The sequence below is a fragment of the Aeromonas hydrophila subsp. hydrophila ATCC 7966 genome, from assembly GCF_000014805.1.
Classification (GTDB): domain Bacteria; phylum Pseudomonadota; class Gammaproteobacteria; order Enterobacterales; family Aeromonadaceae; genus Aeromonas; species Aeromonas hydrophila.
Genome location: NC_008570.1, coordinates 4,108,924 through 4,129,841, shown reverse-complemented (window position 1 = coordinate 4,129,841; position 20,918 = coordinate 4,108,924). Strand labels below are relative to the sequence as shown.

At 62.0% G+C, this 20,918-nt stretch carries 15 protein-coding genes, 1 tRNA gene and 1 pseudogene; 13 read left to right on the top strand and 4 right to left on the bottom strand.

Going from position 1 to position 20,918, the window contains the following annotated elements:
* Positions 1–92 precede the first annotated feature (92 nt).
* The 3 genes from AHA_RS18680 (at position 93) to rlmD (ending at position 3,754) form a co-directional block, all read left to right on the top strand.
* A tRNA-Leu gene (locus AHA_RS18680) sits at positions 93–178 on the top strand.
* A gap of 452 nt (positions 179–630) precedes the next feature.
* Positions 631–2,067 carry an ammonium transporter gene (gene amt / locus AHA_RS18675; RefSeq protein WP_011707418.1) on the top strand — a complete coding sequence of 479 codons (1,437 nt, stop codon included), beginning with the start codon at positions 631–633 and terminating at the stop codon, positions 2,065–2,067.
* Positions 2,068–2,401: 334 nt separating this feature from the next.
* Entirely contained in the window at positions 2,402–3,754 is a 1,353-nt protein-coding gene (gene rlmD, locus AHA_RS18670) for a 23S rRNA (uracil(1939)-C(5))-methyltransferase RlmD (RefSeq protein WP_011707417.1), read from the top strand.
* A gap of 365 nt (positions 3,755–4,119) precedes the next feature.
* On the opposite strand, the gene tppF is transcribed toward rlmD, so the two are convergent.
* Complete coding sequence (gene tppF, locus AHA_RS18660) at positions 4,120–4,737, bottom strand: type IVa pilus pseudopilin TppF (protein WP_011707416.1); 618 nt, start codon at positions 4,735–4,737, stop codon at positions 4,120–4,122.
* A 40-nt stretch (positions 4,738–4,777) separates the two neighbouring features.
* Between tppF and AHA_RS18655 the strand changes: the two genes are divergently transcribed.
* The 7 genes from AHA_RS18655 to deoD all read left to right on the top strand — a co-directional run bounded on the left by AHA_RS18655 (position 4,778) and on the right by deoD (position 11,971).
* Positions 4,778–5,566 carry a TatD family hydrolase gene (locus AHA_RS18655; protein WP_011707415.1) on the top strand — a complete coding sequence of 263 codons (789 nt, stop codon included), beginning with the start codon at positions 4,778–4,780 and terminating at the stop codon, positions 5,564–5,566.
* A 213-nt stretch (positions 5,567–5,779) separates the two neighbouring features.
* Complete coding sequence (locus AHA_RS18650; RefSeq protein WP_011707414.1) at positions 5,780–7,054, top strand: NupC/NupG family nucleoside CNT transporter; 1,275 nt, start codon at positions 5,780–5,782, stop codon at positions 7,052–7,054.
* A 123-nt stretch (positions 7,055–7,177) separates the two neighbouring features.
* Entirely contained in the window at positions 7,178–7,348 is a 171-nt protein-coding gene (locus AHA_RS18645) for a XapX domain-containing protein (RefSeq protein WP_005305103.1), read from the top strand.
* A gap of 391 nt (positions 7,349–7,739) precedes the next feature.
* On the top strand, positions 7,740–8,513 hold the full coding sequence (gene deoC, locus AHA_RS18640) for a deoxyribose-phosphate aldolase (RefSeq protein WP_011707413.1): 774 nt from the start codon (positions 7,740–7,742) through the stop codon (positions 8,511–8,513).
* 109 nt (positions 8,514–8,622) lie between these two features.
* A complete protein-coding gene (gene deoA, locus AHA_RS18635) occupies positions 8,623–9,954 on the top strand; it encodes a thymidine phosphorylase (protein WP_011707412.1) in 1,332 nt (443 codons plus the stop codon).
* A gap of 14 nt (positions 9,955–9,968) precedes the next feature.
* Entirely contained in the window at positions 9,969–11,177 is a 1,209-nt protein-coding gene (locus AHA_RS18630) for a phosphopentomutase (RefSeq protein WP_011707411.1), read from the top strand.
* A 77-nt stretch (positions 11,178–11,254) separates the two neighbouring features.
* On the top strand, positions 11,255–11,971 hold the full coding sequence (deoD, locus tag AHA_RS18625; protein WP_011707410.1) for a purine-nucleoside phosphorylase: 717 nt from the start codon (positions 11,255–11,257) through the stop codon (positions 11,969–11,971).
* A 69-nt stretch (positions 11,972–12,040) separates the two neighbouring features.
* On the opposite strand, the gene AHA_RS18620 is transcribed toward deoD, so the two are convergent.
* A complete protein-coding gene (locus AHA_RS18620) occupies positions 12,041–14,287 on the bottom strand; it encodes a sensor domain-containing diguanylate cyclase (protein WP_011707409.1) in 2,247 nt (748 codons plus the stop codon).
* A gap of 53 nt (positions 14,288–14,340) precedes the next feature.
* Entirely contained in the window at positions 14,341–14,949 is a 609-nt protein-coding gene (locus AHA_RS18615) for an AhpA/YtjB family protein (RefSeq protein WP_016351986.1), read from the bottom strand.
* A 120-nt stretch (positions 14,950–15,069) separates the two neighbouring features.
* On the opposite strand from AHA_RS18615, the gene serB reads away from it, so the two are divergent.
* Both serB and AHA_RS18605 read left to right on the top strand, forming a co-directional pair.
* Entirely contained in the window at positions 15,070–16,080 is a 1,011-nt protein-coding gene (serB, locus tag AHA_RS18610; protein ID WP_011707408.1) for a phosphoserine phosphatase SerB, read from the top strand.
* A 49-nt stretch (positions 16,081–16,129) separates the two neighbouring features.
* Entirely contained in the window at positions 16,130–17,035 is a 906-nt protein-coding gene (locus AHA_RS18605) for an alpha/beta fold hydrolase (RefSeq protein WP_011707407.1), read from the top strand.
* A gap of 128 nt (positions 17,036–17,163) precedes the next feature.
* Here the strand turns inward: AHA_RS18605 and AHA_RS18600 are convergent.
* Positions 17,164–19,436, bottom strand: a pseudogene (locus tag AHA_RS18600) (PilZ domain-containing protein).
* A gap of 100 nt (positions 19,437–19,536) precedes the next feature.
* On the opposite strand from AHA_RS18600, the gene radA reads away from it, so the two are divergent.
* Positions 19,537–20,901, top strand: coding sequence for a DNA repair protein RadA (radA, locus tag AHA_RS18595; RefSeq protein WP_011707405.1), 1,365 nt, complete (start codon positions 19,537–19,539; stop codon positions 20,899–20,901).
* Positions 20,902–20,918: the final 17 nt, after the last annotated feature.

Sequence of the window (20,918 nt, the reverse complement as noted above, 5' to 3'; positions counted from 1 at the left end):
CTCGGCAAGGCGTTGAATAAATGAGCAAACAACTGTGAGGCAAGAAAAACACCTTGCATGCCCAAGCGCCATTCGTATAATCCCTCGCAGTTGCCCGGGTGGCGAAATCGGTAGACGCAGCGGATTCAAAATCCGCCGGTGAATAACCGTGTCGGTTCGAGTCCGACCCCGGGCACCATCAAATTCAAAAACAAAAGGCCATCAGCAATGATGGCCTTTTGTTTTTCCTCTTTTCCCCTTTCTCATCGCTCCTCCGTTCTCTGGCTGATATCGACAAGCCGGCTACTCGCCGATGTCCGCATGGCGTCCCTCTGCGCTATTTCGGTGCGGCAGTATGTGTGTGCACAGCGGAAGTGCGCACTTGCTCAAGTTAGCGCGTCCCGTGCGCCAATCTGGTGCGTCACTTCGCTGTAGTAAGCATAATTCATTGATTTAAATCTATTTATCAAATTGGCCTGTTTTGTGCTTTGAAGCATTTATGTCGCCATGATGCCGCTCATCCGAGGAATGATGGGCGGGGCGGTCACCAGTGTGTAGCGAATGTGGATGTACGTGAATCGTCGGTTTCGATGTTCATATCAGGAAATGGACCCGGCCGGGAGCCGGGACGACAGGGAAGGAGATGGCTGTATGCTCAAGAGACTCGTGATGACTGGCCTGTTGGCGCTTGCCGCCTTGTTGGCCGCCCCCAGTTGGGCTGAAGAGGTGGTGGCCGCCTCGGCCGAGGTTGTGCAGGCTGCTGCACCGGCAGTAGTGACCATCAACAAGGGGGACAATACCTGGATGCTGCTGTCGGCAGCCCTGGTGATCCTGATGTCCATTCCGGGCCTGGCCCTGTTTTATGGCGGCCTGGTGCGCAGCAAGAACATGCTGAGCATGCTGATGCAGGTGTTCACCCTGTTCTCGCTGATCTGCGTGCTGTGGATCCTCTACGGCTATTCACTGGCCTTTACCGAGGGCAACAGCGTTTATGGCTCCTTCAGCAAGGCGCTGCTCAAGGGGGTGACCCCCGACTCCATCGCCGCCACCTTCAGCAAGGGGGTCGGTATCAGCGAGTTCATCTATGTGGTGTTCCAGGGCGCCTTTGCCGCCATCACCTGCGGTCTGATCGTGGGGGCCTTCGCCGAGCGTATCAAGTTTGCCGCCGTGCTGCTGTTCTCGGTGATCTGGTTCACCTTCGCCTATATCCCGCTGGCCCACATGGTGTGGTACTGGGCGGGTCCGGATGCCTATACCACGGCCGATGCCGCGGCAGCCGCCACCGCGACCGCCGGCTATCTGTTCCAGCACGGTGCGCTGGATTTTGCGGGTGGCACAGTGGTGCACATCAACGCGGCGGTGGCCGGTCTGGTCGGTGCCTACCTGGTGGGCAAACGCCTGGGCTATGGCCGTGACCCCATGACCCCGCACAGCCTCACCATGACCATGATCGGGGCCTCTCTGCTCTGGTTCGGCTGGTTCGGTTTCAACGCCGGCTCCGCGCTGGAAGCCAACGGCACGGCGGCGCTGGCCTTCATCAATACCTGGGTGGCTCCGGCGGCGGCGGCCCTCTCCTGGACCTTGGCCGAGTGGGTGATGAAGGGTCGTCCCTCCCTGCTGGGCGCGGCTTCCGGCGCCGTCTCCGGGCTGGTGGTGATCACGCCGGCGGCCGGCTTCGTCGGAGTGGGTGGCGGTCTGGTGATGGGCCTCATCAGCGGTGTTGCCGGGTTGTGGGGGGTCCACGGTCTCAAGCGGCTGCTGGGCGCCGATGACAGTCTGGACGTGTTCGGCGTGCACGGGGTGTGCGGCATCCTGGGGGCGCTGCTGACCGGCGTCTTCGCCAGCCCGGATCTGGGCGGTACCGGGGTGTGGGACTACGTCACCAACCAGGTGGCGGAGGGCTACTCCATCCTGGCGCAGGTCAAAATTCAGGCCATCGGGGTCGGCGTGACCATCCTCTGGTCCGGCATCATCTCGGTGGTGGCCTACAAGCTGGTGGATCTGCTGATCGGCCTACGAGTGAAAGAAGACGCGGAGCGGGAGGGGCTGGATGTCACCACCCACGGCGAGAAGGCCTACAGCCTGTAATCCGTCATCTGTTAGTCAGCAATATTGCCGCCGGCCATGCCGGCGGCTTTTTTATGTCCGCCCACCAGGCCGAGCATCCTGTTTGATGTCTGGCCGGCGGCGATGATGGCCCGTCCGTGGTCACCATGCCCTCTTATAAGGACAACCCCAAAATTGCGCCGGGGGATTCCGGCTTTTTCGGCAGATAACGCCAGGCGGGGCAATGTCCTCGGTCTTGTTGCTGTTTTATGCCTGCAATTTGGCCGGATCTCCGCTAAACTCTGCCACCTTTTCTTGATGGGGCTGGCCGGGCCGGTTCCATCACCCCTCTTTATATGTACTTTTGGAGCCGCTCATGCCGTTAGTGGGACATCAACACCAGATCGAGATCCTGGAACTGACCGACAAAGGAGATGGCAAAGGACGCCTGTTCGACCGCCCCCTGTTTGTCGAAGGTTTGCTGCCCGGTGAGCAGGCGCTGGTGGAGCTGACCGAGGTCAAGCCCAACTATCTGCACGGCAAGGTGACCGAGCTGCTCCAGCCCTCCGCCGATCGGGTCGCCGACTTCTGCCCCAACACCGAATGCGGTGGCTGCCAGGTGCGCCCGCTGGCCTATCCGGCCCAGCTCAAACTCAAGCAGGCGCTGGTGGAGAATGCGCTGGAACAGGCCGGGCTGGGTGATACCACCGTCAGGACGATCCTCGGCATGGACAGCCCGTTTGCCTATCGCAACAAGGCCCAATATGCGGTGCGCGGTTGCGACGCCGGCGCCGAGATCGGCTTTTATCGCAAACACTCCCATGACCTCATCACCGCCGATGACTGCGCGGTGCAGGACTCGCTGCACGTCGAGCTGAACGCCCGGGTGCGTAACTGGATGCGCGAGCACGACATCGCCGCCTATGACGAGGTGAACCACACAGGCTGTGTGCGCAACCTGATGACCCGCAAGGGCTTCAAGAGCGGCGAGCTGATGGTGGTGCTGGTGACTCTGGGCGAGGAGTTGCCGTTCGAAGCCGAACTGCTGGCGAGCTTAAGCGAGCTGCCGGTGACCACCCTGGTGCAGAACATCAACGAGGAGCGCACCAACCGTATCCTGGGCGCCACCAACCGGGTGCTGCTGGGCGAAGGGGTGATCCGCGACAAGATCCACGAGCTCGAGTTCGAGATCTCGCCGCTCTCCTTCTTCCAGAACAACCCGAGCCAGACCGATGTGCTCTACTCCAGCGCCCTCGAGTATGCGGAACTGACCGGCAACGAGACGGTGTTCGACATCTATTGCGGTATTGGCACCATCTCCCTGTTCCTGGCCGGCAAGGCTGCCAAGGTGGTGGGGATCGAGTCGGTGGAGAGCGCCATCAGCGATGCCCGTCGCAACGCCGCCCTCAACGGCATCGAGCACACCGAATTCCATGTCGGCAAGGCCGAACAGCTGATGCCCGAGCTACACGCTCAGGGTGTGACTGCCGATGTGGTGGTGATGGATCCGCCGCGCAAGGGCTGTGATAAGGCCGTGCTGCAGACCCTGGTCGCCATGGCGCCGCGCCGGTTGGTCTATGTCTCCTGCAACCCGCAGACCCTGGCTCGCGATCTCGCCTGGCTGGTCAAGCAGGGCTTCGTGCTGGATGAGGTGCAGCCGGTCGACATGTTCCCGCACTCCATGCACGTGGAAGCGGTTGCCCGCCTGAGCCTGCCGGCCAAGGCCTGATCGCCGGTGGACATGTGTATGCACGTAGAGGCCGTTGCTCGACTGAGCCTGCCCACCCAGGCGTGAATTGAATTAGCCAGATGGCTCTGATAAAAACGACTCCAAATGGAGTCGTTTTTTTATACCTGTCATTCCGGTATCGAGTCGTGACATTAGCGGATTCGGAGCAGATCGGTAGAAACGGCAAGGGTGCGACAGAGACGAGGAACAGACCATGAAAGGCATCTTGTTACGCTGGCTGGCTCGCTACGATGGTTGGTGCGAGGAGTGGGGACTCACACCGGAGAACCGGCGCTGCTGCGTGCCGGTGCGCCGCGAGCAGGATGACGCGCCGCAGACGGAGCAGCAGGGCGAGTCGGAATCGCTCACTGGAAATTGCGGGTCACAGCACCAGTGACGCTGTTGTAGTCGAAGGAGAGGCCCGCGGGATAGGCCGGGAAGCGGCCAATGGAGTCGCGCAGGGTATAGCGGCAGTTGCTGTGCGGCTCCCCATCCGCATCTACCTGGTTGGCAGGCAGTTCGCTGGACAGGTAGTCGGCGTTGAGCTGGATCTCGGGATCCTGATCGACCGAGGCGACGGTATAGCTGCTGTCCAGCAGTCCCTGAAACAGCAGGCGGCAGTCTGACTGGTTGCTCACCGAGATGTAGTCACCCTGACCTGCGACATAGGGCTCATCTATCCCTTTGCGGCCCTGATCTTCGTCGGTGCCGGCGGGCCAGCCATAGCGGTTGATGTCGAGATTGCGCTGCCCCATGCTGCCGAGATTGTAGAGCGCCTGATCCTGCGCCTTGACCGCCCAGCCGGCATGGGCCAGCTGCACCGCGCTGGCAAAGCTGGTGGCGGTGGTGGCGACCGTACTCTTGAGTGCATCATCCTTGAGATTGATGAAACGGGGCAGGGCGGTGACGGCCAGGATCCCCAGCACTATGATGACCAGCACCAGTTCTATCAGGGTAAAGCCGTGGCTTGTGCGTTTCATCATGATATGGACCCATTAATTACGACAAACAGGTGAGAGCGACATGCAACTGATCGACACCCATTGCCATCTCGATTTTCCGGTCTTCGATCCCGATCGGGCGGCGCTGCTGGCCGAGTGCCGCCAGCTGGGGGTGAGCGAGTATATCATTCCCGCCGTGGGAGAGGAAAACTGGGGCCGGGTGATGGCGCTGGCGGCAGAGCACGACGGTATTTCCTATGCCCTGGGTGTGCATCCCTGGTATGTGGGGGGGCAGACTCCGGCGGTATTGACCCGGCTGCGGCGACTGCTGGCCGAGCGTCCACGCGGGCTGGTGGCGGTGGGGGAGTGCGGGCTGGATCTGCGCTCTCATGTGCCGCAGGAGGGGCAACTCGAGATGTTCGAGGCCCAGATCGCGCTGGCCATGGAGCATGAGCTGCCCTTGATCGTCCATTCGGTGCGCGCCAACGACACGGTTGCCAAGATCCTCAGGCGCCTGCGTCCGGCCAGAGGGGGCGTCATCCACGCCTTCAGCGGTTCTCTGCAGCAGGCAGAGACGTTCTGGCAACTGGGATTTCGGCTCGGTATCGGCGGGGTCATCAGCTTCGAGCGGGCCAACAAGACCCGGGAGGCGGTGCGCGACATGCCGCTGGAATCCTTGCTGCTGGAAACCGACGCTCCCGACATGCCGCTGCAGGGTCAACAGGGGGCGCCCAACACCCCCGCCAACCTGCCAAAAATTGCGCAACTGCTGGCCGATTTGCGGCAACAACCGCTGGCCCATGTTGCTTCGGTGTTACGTGAATCCACTTTGCAGGCTTTCCAACTGGGCAAGTTACAAATTAACAGCTGATTAACTATTGATAGCGGCATGATAAAAAACGGGGTAAGTAAAAATCGTTTGCGGTCTAATTTGACGACCCCTAGCGCATTTCATGCTTATAAAATGTGACCAGCATTCTACTTTGTCGCACCGTAATTAGTATAATGCGCACCCTTGATTGATGGCTTTGAGATACAAGTTGTTAACAAGCTGGAAGGTGCTACTAAAGAGGAAGTGTTAATAATGAATTTGATAATGGGTCTGGTAGGGATGGCAACGCTCGTCCTTATCGCGGTGCTGTTCTCCAGTAATCGCAAAGCAATAAAAATTCGCACCGTTGTCGGTGCCTTTGCAATTCAAGCTGGACTGGGTGCATTCGTGCTGTACGTCCCGGTTGGCCGAGATATTCTGGTGGGTGTATCCGATGCCGTTTCCAGCGTCATCGGTTATGGCCAAAACGGTATCGAATTCCTGTTCGGTGGTCTGGTCAGCAACAAGATGTTCGAAGTATTCGGTGGCGGCGGCTTTATCTTCGCCTTCCGCGTATTGCCGGTCATCATCTTCTTCTCCTCGCTGATCGCCGTTCTTTATTATCTGGGCATCATGCAGTGGGTCATCAAACTGCTGGGTGGTGGCCTGCAAAAAGTACTGGGCACTTCCCGTACCGAATCCCTCTCTGCCACTGCCAACATCTTCGTGGGTCAGACTGAAGCCCCGCTGGTGGTGCGTCCCTTCATCTCCAAGATGACTGACTCCGAGCTGTTTGCCGTCATGTGTGGTGGTCTGGCCTCCGTTGCCGGTTCCGTACTGGCTGGCTATGCCTCCATGGGCGTCAAGATGGAATACCTGATCGCCGCCTCCTTCATGGCCGCTCCGGGTGGTCTGCTGTTCGCCAAGCTGCTGGTGCCGGAAACCGAGACCCCGAGCTACGACGAGAACAATGCCGATGGCGAGCTGGAAGACAAGCCTGCCAACGTGATCGATGCCGCTGCCGCCGGTGCTTCCGCCGGTCTGCAACTGGCCCTGAACGTCGGTGCCATGCTGCTGGCCTTCATCGGTCTGATCGCCATGATCAACGGCATCTTCTCCGGTGTGGGTGGCTGGTTCGGTTATCCGCAGCTCTCCCTGGAACTGCTGCTGGGCTGGATCTTCTCCCCGCTGGCCTTCCTGATCGGGGTGCCCTGGAGCGAAGCCATCGTGGCCGGTTCCTTCATCGGTCAGAAACTGGTGGTCAACGAGTTCGTGGCCTACCTGAACTTTGCCCCGTATCTGAAAGATGAAGTGCTGATCAATGGCGTGGCCATGTCCGACCACACCAAGGCCATCATCTCCTTCGCCCTGTGCGGCTTCGCCAACCTGTCCTCCGTCGCCATCCTGCTGGGCGGTCTGGGCTCCATGGCACCGAACCGTCGTGGCACCATTGCCAAATTTGGTCTGAAAGCCGTACTGGCTGGCTCTCTGTCCAACCTGATGTCTGCGACCATCGCAGGCTTCTTCCTGGCGCTGTCCGGCATGTAATATCGCCTGACTGTCAGGGTAAAGACGAACGCCACAGCGAGAAGCTGTGGCGTTCGCGTTTGGGGCGGTGACAACCGTTTTCCTTTCTAAACTAATAATAAAATGAGTCAAATCGGAGGTTATATGAATGAAGTGCTACTGGCGATGGCGGCCGGCTTTATCGTTGGCTTGTTGTTTTCTTTCCTCAAATTGCCGATCCCGGCCCCGCCCGTATTGTCCGGGGTAATGGGGATCGTCGGAGTCTATCTGGGGGGGCTGGCATACTCCTGGATACTCACTCGCTTCTTCTCTTAACGCACTTTTCAGTACCGGATTTGCCAGATGTGAGGTACCTCTGAAAATGGCAAATCCGGCTTGCAAACAAGGGGTATCTCGGCTGAAATAGGCATTGCCAGCAGGGTGCTGGCATTGACTAATGCCCGATGAAATCGGGTGTTGGCGGTCAAATGGAATTGATTGGGAAGTCGGGTCAGACCTTGTCTGCCTTTCTCAAGTCTTCATGGAACCAAGTCCGCACTTTTGTAAGAAAGTGACAGGGCTCTTGCCTTATTTGCAGCCTCATTGCCTGTGCAATTGTGCTGCAATTCCATTCCCGTTTCTTTGGGAGTCGTGTCTTGCCGGTTGCGTTGCGACAGGCGGACCCATGCCCTGGAATCCGGACTAAATCGAGACTTTGGAGAACAGAATGACTGATCTGAAACTGGCCGCCCAGCGCGCCCTGAACCTGATGGACCTGACCACTCTGAACGATGACGACACCGATCAGAAGGTGATCGACCTGTGCCGCAAGGCCAAGTCGCCGGCCGGCCTGACCGCCGCCGTCTGCATCTATCCCCGTTTCATCCCCATCGCTCGCAAGACCCTGCGTGAAATCGGCGCCGCCGACGTGCGCATTGCGACCGTGACCAACTTCCCGCACGGCAACGACGACATCGAGATCGCCGTGGCCGAAACCCGCGCCGCCGTGGCCTACGGTGCTGATGAAGTGGACGTGGTGTTCCCGTACCGCGCCTTCATGGCCGGCAATGAACAGGTCGGCTTCGATCTGGTCAAAGCTTGTAAGGAAGCCTGTGGTAGCCAAGCCCTGCTGAAAGTGATCATCGAAACTGGCGAGCTGAAAGAAGAGGCGCTGATCCGCCGTGCTTCTGAAATCTCCATCGACGCCGGTGCCGACTTCATCAAAACCTCCACCGGCAAGGTGCCGGTCAATGCGACCCCGGAAGCGGCGCGCATCATGATGGAAGTGATCAAGGCCAAGAACCCGAAAGTCGGCTTCAAGCCGGCCGGTGGCGTGAAAGACGCCGCCGTGGCGGGTCAGTACCTGGCCATGGCCGAAGAGATCCTGGGCAAGGACTGGGTATCCGCCCGCACCTTCCGCTTTGGTGCATCCAGCCTGCTGGCCAGCCTGCTGGCCACACTGGGGCATGGCGACAAGCCGGCCAACACCAGCGGTTACTAATAGGTTGATGAGAGGGCGGACCTGGTCCGCCCTGTTTCGCCCCCACCATGCGGTGTGCGGGCAAGGATTCAGGCTTGTGTAACGCCAGCAATGGCGGAGGGAATGAAAGATGTTTTTGCCTCAAGAAATTATTCGCAAGAAGCGCAACGGTGAAGCGCTCAGTACCCAAGAGATTCAATTCTTCGTTCAGGGCATTACCAACAACACCATCGGCGAGGGCCAGATTGCGGCGCTGGCGATGGCGGTCTACTTCAAAGACATGACCATGGATGAGCGGGTTGCCCTGACCTGCGCCATGCGCGATTCCGGCATGGTGCTGACCTGGGACCACCTCAATCTGGGTGGCCCGATCGTCGACAAGCACTCCACCGGCGGTGTGGGTGACGTCGTCTCCCTGATGCTCGGCCCGATGGTTGCCGCCTGCGGCGGTTTCGTGCCGATGATCTCCGGCCGTGGCCTGGGCCACACCGGCGGTACCCTCGACAAGCTGGATGCCATTCCTGGCTACCAGACCTCGGTCGACAACGATCGTTTCCTGAAAGTGGTGAAAGAGGCTGGTGTCGCCATCATCGGCCAGACCGGCGATCTCGCCCCGGCCGACAAGCGTATCTATGCGGTACGGGACATCACTGCCACCGTCGAATCCATTGCCATGATCACCGGCTCCATCCTCTCCAAAAAGCTCGCCTCCGGGCTGGAAGCGCTGGTGATGGATGTGAAAGTGGGCTCCGGTGCCTTCATGCCGACCTTTGAAGCCTCCGAAGAGCTGGCCAAGAGCATAGTCGCGGTGGCCAACGGCGCTGGCTGTCGCACTTCAGCACTCTTGACCGACATGAACCAGGTGCTGGCCTCCAGCGCCGGCAACGCGGTGGAAGTGCGCGAAGCGGTGCGCTACCTGACCGGTGAATACCGCAACCCGCGCATTCACGCCGTCACCATGGCACTGTGTGCCGAGATGCTGATCTCCGCCGGCCTGGCCAGCGATGACGGCGAGGCCCGCCGCAAGCTGCAGGCGGTGCTCGACAATGGCAAGGCGGCCGAGATCTTCGGTCGCATGGTGACCGGCCTCGGCGGCCCGAGCGACTTCATGGAGCGCTACGATCACCACCTGCCGAAGGCCGCCATCGTGCGCCCTGTCTATGCTGCCAACAGCGGTTTCGTGACCGCCATGGACACCCGTGAACTGGGTCTGGCCGTGGTTGCCATGGGCGGTGGTCGTCGCGCTGCCGGTGACAAACTTGATTATGCGGTCGGTCTGACCGACTTTATCCGCCTGGGTCAAAGTGTCGAGGCAGACAAGCCGCTCGCCCTGATCCACGCTCAAACTGAAGAGCAATTCGCTCAGGCTGCCAGCATGGTGCAGGCCGCCGTCAAGATCGGTGACACCCGACCAGAGGCATTGCCCGAGGTCTACCGTCGCATCGGTCTGGCTGATTTGTAACAAGGGGAAGTCCCATGAAACGTACCTTTATTCTGATGATGGACTCTTTCGGTATTGGCGCTGCCGCCGACGCCGACAAGTTCGGAGATGTGGGCGCCAATACCCTTGGCCATATCGCCAAGGCCTGCGCCGCCGGTGAGATCGAAGGCCGTGGCGCTCTCAATCTGCCGAACCTCAGCAAGCTGGGGCTGGGTCACGCGGGCGAACTCGCCAGCGGCACCTTCCCGGCCGGCCTGAACAAGGACATCGACGTGGTCGGCGCCTACGGCTTTGCCCAGGAGCTCTCCTCCGGCAAGGATACCCCGTCCGGTCACTGGGAGATCGCCGGCGTGCCCGTGCTGTTCGAGTGGGGTTATTTCCATGACCACCACAACAGCTTCCCGCAGGAGCTGCTGGATGCCATCGTCGAGAAGGCCGGTCTGCCGGGCTACCTCGGCAACTGCCACGCCTCCGGTACCCAGGTGCTGGATGATCTGGGCGAAGAGCACATGCGTACCGGCAAGCCGATCCTTTACACCTCCGCCGACTCCGTGTTCCAGATCGCCTGCCACGAAGAGACCTACGGCCTCGAGAAGCTCTATGAGCTGTGCCACATCGTGCGCGAGCTGCTGGAGCCCTACAACATCGGCCGCGTCATCGCGCGTCCGTTCGTGGGCAGCGGCAAGGGCAACTTCAAGCGCACCGGCAACCGCCACGACTACTCCGTGCTGCCGCCGGCACCGACCGTGCTGGACTACATGAAGGAAGCGGGCGGCCAGGTGGTTTCCATCGGCAAGATCGCCGACATCTATGCCCAGCAGGGCATCACCAAGCAGGTGAAGGGGACCGGTCTGACCGAGCTGTGGGATCGTACTCTGGAAGAGGTCAAAGCGGCCGGTGACCAGACCATCGTCTTCACCAACTTCGTCGACTTCGACTCCTCCTACGGTCACCGTCGCGACGTGAAGGGTTATGCCGATGCGCTGGAGTATTTCGACTCCCGCCTGCCGGAGCTGTTCGAGTTGCTGGAAGATGGCGACGTGGTGGTGCTGACCGCCGACCACGGCTGCGATCCGACCTGGGGTGGTACCGATCACACCCGCGAGTACATCCCGGTTCTGTTCTACGGCAAGCCGGTCAAGGCCGGCTCCGTCGGTCGTCGCGAGACCTTCGCCGACATCGGCCAGAGCATTGCGGCGTACCACGGTCTGCCCAAACTGGCATACGGTACCAGCTTCCTGTAATTTACCCGCCCGCCGCCTCGGCGGCGGGCAACCAATAAAGACAATAAAACTCAACCTAGTGTGAAGGAATCAAGAGAATGGCAACTCCTCATATCAATGCGAAAGATGGCGCCTTTGCTGATACCGTGCTGATGCCGGGCGACCCCCTGCGCGCCAAGTACATCGCCGAGACTTTCCTGGAGAACGTCGAGCAGGTGTGCGACGTGCGCAACATGTTCGGTTTCACCGGCACCTACAAGGGTCGTCGCATCTCCATCATGGGTCACGGCATGGGCATCCCGTCTTGCTCCATCTATGCAAAAGAGCTGATCACCGATTACGGTGTGAAGACCCTGATCCGCGTTGGCTCCTGCGGTGCCGTGCGTGAAGACGTGAAACTGCGTGACGTGGTGATCGGCATGGGTGCCTGCACCGACTCCAAAGTGAACCGTCTGCGCTTCAAGGATCACGACTTCGCCGCCATCGCCGACTTCGATCTGGTTGCCAATGCCGTACAGGCCGCCAAGAACAAAGGCGTCGCCGTGCGCGTGGGCAACATCTTCTCCGCCGACCTGTTCTACACCCCGGACCCCTCCATGTTCGACGTCATGGAAAAGTACGGCATCCTGGGTGTCGAGATGGAAGCCGCCGGCATCTACGGCGTGGCTGCAGAGTACGGTGCCAAGGCACTGACCATCTGCACCGTCTCCGACCATATCCGTACCGGTGAGCAGACCACCTCCGAAGAGCGTCAGCTGACCTTCAACGACATGATCGAAATCGCGCTGGATTCCGTCCTGCTGGGCGACAACTAATCCCCCTCGCGCATGAATAATGACAACGGCGGCCCTCGGGCCGCCGTTTTGCATTGCAAGGATGGCAGATCAGAGGTCGAGGGCGAAGCGTCCCTTGCCGGCCTGCTTGGCTTGGTACATGGCACTGTCGGCCCGGTGCAGCAGATCGTCGATGTGGCAATACTGGCCCGAGTGACAGAGAGCACCGCCAATGCTGCCGGCGAGGGGCAACAGGTGGCCGGCCACATCGGCCGGCACCGCCATGGCCGCCAGCAGCCGCTCGCACAGGGCGGGCAGCTCCAGCTCCGGCTGGCGCAGGGCCGGCAGTATGATGGTGAACTCGTCGCCAGCCAGGCGCGCCACCATGTCGCCGGGGCGCACCTCGGCACTCAGCACGCTGGCGAAGCGCTGTAGCAGAGCGTCGCCGACGTGATGGCCGAGCTGATCGTTGATGCGCTTGAAGCCGTCGAGATCGAGAAACAGCAGACCCAGGGTCTCGGCGTTCTGGCGTACCCGTTCCAGCTCCCGGGAGAGGCGCAGGGTGAAGGCGCGCCGATTGGGCAGGCCGGTGAGGGGGTCGTGGGCCGCCTCGTGCTCCAGCTGGTTCTGCAGCGCCTTGAACTCGGTGATGTCGCTGCCGAGGATGTAGACGCCCGGTTCATCGCCCCGGCTCGGGATCATGGTGATCCTGAGATCGCGCGGGCCGATGGGCAGCTCGAAACGGTTCTCGAAGCTCACCTGCTCGCCGGCGAGGGCCCGCTCCAGATGGGCGATAGCCCGGCCGTAAGCAGCGTCACCGATCACCTCCCGCACGCTCATCTCCCGCATCAGCTCGGCATCGAGCCCGAAGTAGCGGCAGTAGGCCTGGTTGGCGAATAGGTAGCGCCCCTCGGGCGAGACCATGCTGATGGTGACCGGCAGGCCGTCGGTGATGGCCCGCAGCCTGGCCCGTCCGCGCTCAATCTCGGCCAGCACCTGGCGGCGGGCCGTGATGTCGTGCAAAAACAGGGCGATGCGCACCTTGCCGTCGAACTGGTAGCGCTCGGCAATCACCTCCACCGGGATGCGCCGGCCGTCGTGGGTGCCGATCTCGCACTCCAGCCGGCGCGCAGCACTCTGGGGATGGGTCAGCTGGGCCAGCAGGGGGTGAGCGCTGCCGAGCAGGGCGGGCAGGGTACGCCCCAGCATCTCTTCGGGGTGCCAGCCCAGCAGGGTGGTGGAGGCCGGATTCCAGCCGGTGATGACCAGCGCCTCGTCGAGTTCGAGAAAGGCGTTGCTGGTGTGTTCCAGCATGTGCTGCAGGCGGCGCTGCTCCTGCCACAGGCGCTGCTGCATGGCGCCGCGCTCCTGCATCTCGCGATGCAACTGCTCCACCGTGCTCGACAGCTCGCGGGTGCGCTCACGGACCTGCCGCTCGAGCCCCTGCTGCAGTTGCAGCAGCTCGGCTTCGGCCTGCTTGCGCTCGGTGAGATCGGCGAACACGGCGATCAGGTGCGGCGCCATGGTGCGGCTATGGCACAGGGTCACGCTGAGTTGGACCCAGCACTGGCTGCCGTCGGCCCGGATCATCCGCTTCTCCAGCCGGTAGTCCTGCCGTTGCCCTGCGAGCAGGGCGTTGAACAGGGGCAGCTCGCGCGGCAGATCCTCGGGATGGGTCATGGCGTGCCAGGTGCGGCTCAGCATCGCCTGCTCGCTGTAGCCGAGCAGCCGCTCCAGCCCCGGGTTGGCCCGCAGCCACTTGCCTTCGAGAGAGGAGAGGGCCATGCCCACCGACGACTGGTTGAAGGTGAGGGTGAACAGGTGATCCTTGTCCTCCAGCACCTGATTGAGGCTGCGCACCTGATGGCGTCGCTCCAGATCGTGCAGGGTGTTCTCCACCAGGCGGCCGAAGTCGTCGAGATCGCGGCAGGCCTCTTCGTCGAGGTGGCGCGGTGCATGATCCACCAGACAGAGGGTACCGAGCACCACGCCATCCAGCGCCCGCAGTGGGCGGCCGGCATAGAAGACCACGTGCGGCTCTTCGGTCACCAGCGGGTTGTCGGCAAACCGCGGGTCGAGCCGGGCATCCGGCACCTGCATGATGTCGGGACGCAGGATGGCGTGGCCGCAAAAGGAGTGCTCCCGGCTGATCTCGCACAGGGCGACGCCGGTGCGGGCAAGAAACCACTGTCGGTTCACGTCGGTCAGCGAGACCATGGCGATGGGCAGCGAGAAATGGCGGGTAATGAGCCGGGTCAGGCGATCCAGCTGATCGATGGGCTCGCGGTCAAGCAGGCCGAGGATGCGGAGTCGTTCCAGTCGACTCTCTTCATCCAGCGGCAGTGAGGGGGCAATCATACAGCGCTCCTGCTGGTGGCATTGCCAGTTTCGGGTCGGGGGATCGCGCCGCCTTATTGCGGCTCGACCGGTTTGCTTTTCTTCTTGTGCTTGCGCACCCGCATGTAGTTGCGACGGATCCCGTAGGAGATCAGCAACCCGGCCAGCAGGGCGACCAGCAGCATCAGCCGCTGCTTCTCCTGTACCACCTTGAGCCGGGTATCCTTGTCCGCCAGCATCTGCTGCTCTTCCAGCGTAATGCGCAGATACCCCAGGGTCTGCTCCCCATCCAGGATCTCCTGCACAAACTGGATGCGCCCCTTGCCCTGCTCCGGTACCGACTTGTTGCTGTCACCGATGGGCAGCAGGCTGTCCAGCGGCACCGCATTGTCCGACTGGGCGAGGGGGATGCCGCGGGCATCGTAGAGGGTGACGTCGAGGATCTCGGGCTCGGCGGCCAGATCCTGGGCCAGCCGCTCCAGCTCGCTGTTCTTGTCCTCCTTGAGCCAGCGCTTCATGTCGCGGGCGGCATAGGCCACCAGCGCCTGGGCCCGGTTGCGTGCCTCGCTGTGCAGCGAAGCCTGGCTCTCACCCTGCATGTGGATGAGTACCGCGAGCACCCAGAGCCCGAGCAGGACGCCGGCACCGAGACTGAGCACTCGTTTGATGGGGAGATGACGCAAGCGTTGAGCCTTTTGCTGACAAGGGGTGGCGGGATCTTGGCGCTTGCCTGTACAAAAAGCAATACGCTACTCTGGGCCAGCATTGTTAACCCCATGATCACCAAGGAAGGCGTTATCCCTATGTTGTTGTCCCAATTGCCCGCAGAGATTTCAGAGTGGTCCGAGTGCCTGTCCGGCGCCCCCTGGTGGGAGGCGACGCCGCAGGCGCTGCTGCCTGCCGCCAGTGCGCTGGATGGCGGCTGGCTGGTGCTGTTCGGGCGCGCGCTGGCCGGTCATCATCTCGGGCGTCTGGCCGGGCTTCTGGCGCAGCACGAGTTGCAGGCCAGGCTCTATCCGCCTGCCATGCCGGCCGGGGTGCCTCTGCTGCTGCTGGGCACGGATCGCTTCTCACCCGCTCTGGTACAGGCGCTCAAGGGGGAGGAGTGGGACATCGATCTGTGTCATCTGTCGGCCCTGCCCAGTCTGGCGGAGCCCGGTTTGCTGGTGATGGACATGGACTCCACCGCCATCCGCATCGAGTGCATCGACGAGATTGCCCGGTTGGCCGGGGTCGGTGAGCAGGTGGCGGCGGTCACGGCAGCCGCCATGCAGGGCCAGCTGGAGTTTGCCGACAGCCTGCGGGCCAGGGTCGCCCTGCTGGAGGGGGCGCCGGTCACCCTTCTCGACCAGGTGGCGGCCAACATGCCCTGGATGCCGGGCCTGCAGTTGATGGTCGATACCCTCAAGCAGGCTGGCTGGAAGGTAGCGATCGCCTCCGGTGGCTTCACCCGTTTTGCCGGCCAGTTGCAGCGGGAGCTGGGGCTGGACGCCATCTTCGCCAACGAGCTGGCGGTGGAAGGGCAACAGCTGACCGGCAAGGTGAGCGGGCGCATCGTCGATGCCGCCGTCAAGGCCGAGGTCTTGCAGCTGCTGGCGCAGGAGTACGGCATCGCCGCTGGCCAGACCGTGGCCGTCGGCGATGGCGCCAACGATCTCAAGATGATGGGGGTGGCCGGGCTCGGCATCGCCATCCACGCCAAGCCGCTGGTGCGGGCGCAGGCGGCGGCCACCCTCAATCACCACGATCTGGAAGGGGTGATCTGCCTGCTCGGCGCGCTGGCCTGCCGCCAGCAGCGCTGGGATCGCCGCTAGTCCCGGCGCCTCGGCAAGACCCCCACGTCACGGAGGACGTAGTCTCAAAATGGAACTGTTACAGCAATCCCTGTTTATTCCCTGCGGCGCACATCGGCTGCACGTGCGCCACATTCAGCCGCGGGTTGCGGTACATGGCGAGCCGATCCTGATGGTGCACGGCGCCATCGAGAACGGCCGCATCTTCTACACCGAATCGGGCAAGGGGCTGGCCTGCTTTCTGGCCCGCCACGGCTATCAGGTCTATGTGGCCGACCTGCGGGGACGGGGGCTCAGCACGCCGGCCATCGCCGAGCAGGCCGAACATGGCCAGCATGAGCTTATCACCGAGGATCTGCCGGCCCTGCACCGCTGGATTGCCGCCCGCCATGCCGGCTTCAAGCTGCACTGGATGGCTCACTCCTGGGGCGGTGTCATCATGGCGTCGACCCTGGTACGTTTCCCCGAGTTGGCGGAGCAGGTGGCCAGCCTGGTGTTCTTTGGCACCAAGCGCGGCGTGTCGGTACAAAATCCGGAGCGCTGGCTGAAAGTGGATCTGATCTGGAACCGGCTGGCCCCCTGGCTGGCCAGGCGCAACGGCTTTCTGGCCGCGCGCAGTTTGAAGATCGGGGCGGATGACGAGCCGCTGCGTTACCTGCAGGAGACCATCCCCTGGGTCAAATGCGGCCCCTGGCAGGATCCCAGCGATGGGTTCGCCTATGACGAGGCGGCCGCCAGGGTCAACTGGCCACCGCTCTGGATGATCTCGGCCAAGGCGGACAAGGTACTGGGTCACCCGACCGACGTGCGCCGCTTCAGCGCCGAGATGGGCTCGGCCGCACGCCATACCCGCCTCGGCCGGGACAACGGCAACCGGCTCGATTACGACCACATCAACATGTTGACCGCTCCTCAGGCGCAGGAAGATCACTTCCCGCAGATCCTGGAATGGCTGCTCAACCCGCAGGCGGCCTGACACAGACCGGGCTGGTGGCGCCGGTTATCCGGTGTACTGATGGATAAACAAACCATGGCGGGCCAGAGGCCCGCCATGGTTTTATTGCCTGCCCGACAGGTTGAGGACCGTGGTTTGCAGGGGCCTGCTCAATTGACGGGCGCCGTGATGCCGAGCCGGAACAGGGTCGCCTGGCTGGTATCGGTCAGCTCACCCACCCCGACTACGCTCCACAGCTCCTCTTCCAGCTTCTTGGCCTTGTGAATGGCGAACTTGGCGATGTAGTCCAGCTCGTTGGCGATGAAGTTGGTGTCGGGGCGGCCGGTGCGGGAGATGCCCACCAGCACCGAGTAGAACTCCCCCTGGCGCAGCGCCTGTTCGATGAAGCTGCGCTTCTCCGCCACATTCTTGAAGCTGCTGGCGAGCCGGCTGGTGAAGATGGGCAGGCCGGCCGCCGTCTGCAGGCTGGCGATGTAGACCTCCTCCTCCTGGGGCTGATCCTCCCGCTCGATGGCCCGCAGCGGGTTCATGATGAGCTGTTTGAGCAATTCGCCCTGGAACAGGGGATAGAGGTTGTCCTGGTCACCCTGCTCGGCACAGGCTTTCAGCAACCGTGACAGGCTGCGCGCCTGCGGGGCATGACCGATGGAGGCCGGCCTCGGGGCGCCCTTGAGCTTGTTGATGTAGACCGGGGTGCTGAAAATGTGGTGGGTGTAAATGTTGCGCAGCGCCCGCGCCATGCCGCGATAGCGGCGCTGCTCCTGGGCTGCCTTGAGCTTGTTCTGGTTGCTCTCGATCAGCAGCTTGAAGAACTGGCGACCGGTGTGGCGCTCCGGATCGCCCTCGATGCACAGGTGCAGCACGGTGCGGGTCAGGTTGATGCTGACCAGCCGGTAGGGTAAACGCTGCAGATCCATGCTCTTGGAGAGCTCCTGCAGGCGCGGCCATTGTGCTTGATGGCCACGGCCGTCTTGTGGATGTAGCGGGCCTCCTTGCGCAGCTGGACATAGTGCAGCGTCTCGATCTCGAAGGGGGCGGCACTGCTGTCGTGGCCGAAACGTTGCAGTTCGTTGGCATTGTGCTGGGCGCTGGCATCGTACTGGAACTCTTCCCGCTGGCTGTCGAGGCCGACATCCTGCAGCAGGCCGACATAGCTTATCTGCTTGAGCCGCTCCTGCAGCAGCATGTCTTGCAGCTGGGGGCTCTCCTTGCTCTGCTGGCTGGCCAGATCGGCCTCGTGCAGGTCACAGCGCTCCAGGCTGAATTTGTAGACCCGCCAGCTGGGGCGACGGGCGCCGACCTGGAAGAAGAGCGACATCAGCCCGCTCTGCAACAGCTCTTCCCGGGTGGCGGAGAAGAAGTAGAGGTGACTGCGTACCGAGTGGGTGAAGCAGTAGATCAGGGTCTCTTTCAATTCACCCGCCGCCGGCAGCAGGGCCTGCATGCGGGTGGCGGAAAACAGGCTGGCGAGCATGTCGCGGTTCTTGGCATCGCGCCAGTATTCGAGGATGTGCTGGTTGTTTTCTGTGCGCAGGGCGATCTCGAGGCTGGGGCTGTCGCCCGAACCGAAAAACAGTGGCATGCCGGTCATGCGCGGCAGATAGAACTGCTCATACCCCTTGATGATGGCGGCGGAGAGCAGATAGTCGACGCTGACCCGATAGCGGCTCTTGTTGCTCTCGATGAACTCGCTCAGGAACTGGTCGAAGCCGGGGTGTTCGCCGGTTTTGACCAGCCTGAGCCAGAACTTGCCCTCCTTGCTCTCTTCCCCGAGGATCTGGTAGCTGACCGAATGGTGCAGGACCGGGTTGGCATGATCCCGCTCCAGCCCGGTGAAGAACACCTCGACCTGGGCGCCGGTCTGGTAGTTGGGCAGATAGGGCACCGAGACCCGGATCCCGCCGAGGGAGAGGTCGGAGCTTTTGGCAAACAGCTTGTCGCCATCGGCAAACTTGATGAGCACGGGGGAGCTGAAGTGCATCCGCTCCTGGCGTCGGCCATAGTAGCTGGCAAAGGCGATGGGGTTGACGTCGTACTGGCGAAACGGGCTGGCAGGGGGCTGCAGAGGGCCATCGCTCTTGCCATGGTGGTGCTTCTGCCAGTATTGCAGTGCCTCGTAGACTCCCAGGGTGTAATCGTCTTTGTAGAGATAGCACTGGGACTGGAACAGACCGATGGCCTCGGCTGGCATGAAGTGGGTGATCCCGTCGGATTCATGGACCAGACACTCGTCACCCAGTTCGTCCCGCATGTCGATCACGCGACGGCAGGGGGTGCATCTGCGCTTGATCTCCATCTTGATCAGAAAACGGCTGTTGCTGTTTTCGTTCTGGGTCAGGCGATTGAAGATGTCATCGAAATCCTTTTCTCTGAGCAGGGGGATGAGCTGTTCAATTAGGTGCTGTTGTTGTTCTGAATCCATGTGTTCCTGCCACGGAAAGTCACTTTTCCGATTCTGGGTTTGATCTGTCGGTCGCAAACAAGTATATCAAGCAGGAATTCATCCTGTCCCCGAGTTATCCATGGCCAAAAACAAAACTGCCTATGTTTGTACCGAATGTGGCGCCGACTTCACACGCTGGCAGGGCCAGTGCAGTGAGTGCAAGGAGTGGAACACCATCAGCGAGGTGCGCCTCGGCTCGGTGACCCCGGGCAAGAGTGCCCGTTATACCGGTTATGCCGGCGCCATCGGCAGCCAGGTGCAGACGCTGGCGGAGATCGCCACCACCGAGATCCCACGCTTCTCTTCCGGTTTCAAGGAGTTGGACCGGGTCCTGGGGGGCGGGGTGGTGCCGGGCTCGGCGATCCTGATCGGTGGCAACCCGGGGGCGGGCAAGTCGACCCTGCTGCTGCAGACCATGTGCGGTCTGGCGGAGCGGATGAAGACCCTCTATGTCACCGGCGAGGAGTCGCTGCAACAGGTGGCGATGCGGGCCTCGCGCCTCGGACTGCCGACCGACAAGCTGCGCATGCTGTCTGAGACCTCGGTCGAGCAGATCTGCCTGATTGCTCAGCAGGAGCAGCCGCAGATCATGGTCATCGACTCCATCCAGGTGATGCATGTGGCGGATGTGCAGTCGGCGCCGGGTTCCGTGTCTCAGGTGCGGGAAGCCGCCGCCCTGCTGACCCGCTATGCCAAACAGAATCATGTCGCCATCTTCATGGTGGGCCACGTGACCAAGGATGGCACTCTGGCCGGCCCCAAGGTACTGGAGCACTGCATCGACTGCTCCGTGTTGCTCGATGGTGGCCACGACTCCCGCTTCCGGACCCTGCGCTCCCACAAGAACCGCTTCGGGGCGGTCAACGAGCTCGGTGTCTTCGCCATGACCGGGCAGGGGATGCGGGAGGTGAGCAACCCTTCCGCCATCTTCCTCAGCCGCGGTGAAGAGCAGGCGCCGGGGTCGGTGGTGATGGTGATCTGGGAGGGGACACGGCCCCTGTTGGTGGAACTGCAGGCGCTGGTGGATTACTCCCAGCTCTCCAACCCGCGCCGGGTGGCAGTGGGGATGGATCACAACCGTCTTGCCATGTTGCTGGCGGTGCTGCACCGCCACGGCGGCCTGCAGATGGCGGATCAGGATGTCTTCATCAACGTGGTTGGCGGGGTCAAGGTCGAAGAGACCAGCGCGGATCTGGCTCTGCTGCTCTCCATGGTCTCCAGTTTCCGGGATCAATCCCTGCCCAAGGATCTGGTGGTGTTCGGGGAAGTGGGGCTGTCCGGTGAGATCCGGCCCGTGCCTTCAGGGCAGGAGCGGTTGCAGGAAGCCGCCAAGCATGGTTTTCGCCGGGCCATAGTGCCGCACGCCAATGCGCCCAAGCATCCCATCGAAGGCATGGAAGTGGTGCCGGTCAAGAAACTGGCCGATGCCCTGGAGGCCTTGTAATCGGCATGGTGGCCGCA

What these genes read in the sequence shown, in the direction of transcription:
- rlmD (WP_011707417.1), top strand. Translation starts at nt 2,402, where the DNA reads ATGCCGTTAGTGGGACATCAACACCAGATCGAGATCCTGGAACTGACC.
- AHA_RS18655 (WP_011707415.1), top strand. Translation starts at nt 4,778, where the DNA reads ATGCAACTGATCGACACCCATTGCCATCTCGATTTTCCGGTCTTCGAT.
- AHA_RS18630 (WP_011707411.1), top strand. Translation starts at nt 9,969, where the DNA reads ATGAAACGTACCTTTATTCTGATGATGGACTCTTTCGGTATTGGCGCT.
- radA (WP_011707405.1), top strand. Translation starts at nt 19,537, where the DNA reads ATGGCCAAAAACAAAACTGCCTATGTTTGTACCGAATGTGGCGCCGAC.
- AHA_RS18605 (WP_011707407.1), top strand. Translation starts at nt 16,130, where the DNA reads ATGGAACTGTTACAGCAATCCCTGTTTATTCCCTGCGGCGCACATCGG.
- tppF (WP_011707416.1), bottom strand. Translation starts at nt 4,737, where the DNA reads ATGATGAAACGCACAAGCCACGGCTTTACCCTGATAGAACTGGTGCTG.
- serB (WP_011707408.1), top strand. Translation starts at nt 15,070, where the DNA reads ATGTTGTTGTCCCAATTGCCCGCAGAGATTTCAGAGTGGTCCGAGTGC.
- deoC (WP_011707413.1), top strand. Translation starts at nt 7,740, where the DNA reads ATGACTGATCTGAAACTGGCCGCCCAGCGCGCCCTGAACCTGATGGAC.
- amt (WP_011707418.1), top strand. Translation starts at nt 631, where the DNA reads ATGCTCAAGAGACTCGTGATGACTGGCCTGTTGGCGCTTGCCGCCTTG.
- AHA_RS18645 (WP_005305103.1), top strand. Translation starts at nt 7,178, where the DNA reads ATGAATGAAGTGCTACTGGCGATGGCGGCCGGCTTTATCGTTGGCTTG.
- deoD (WP_011707410.1), top strand. Translation starts at nt 11,255, where the DNA reads ATGGCAACTCCTCATATCAATGCGAAAGATGGCGCCTTTGCTGATACC.
- AHA_RS18620 (WP_011707409.1), bottom strand. Translation starts at nt 14,287, where the DNA reads ATGATTGCCCCCTCACTGCCGCTGGATGAAGAGAGTCGACTGGAACGA.
- AHA_RS18650 (WP_011707414.1), top strand. Translation starts at nt 5,780, where the DNA reads ATGAATTTGATAATGGGTCTGGTAGGGATGGCAACGCTCGTCCTTATC.
- deoA (WP_011707412.1), top strand. Translation starts at nt 8,623, where the DNA reads ATGTTTTTGCCTCAAGAAATTATTCGCAAGAAGCGCAACGGTGAAGCG.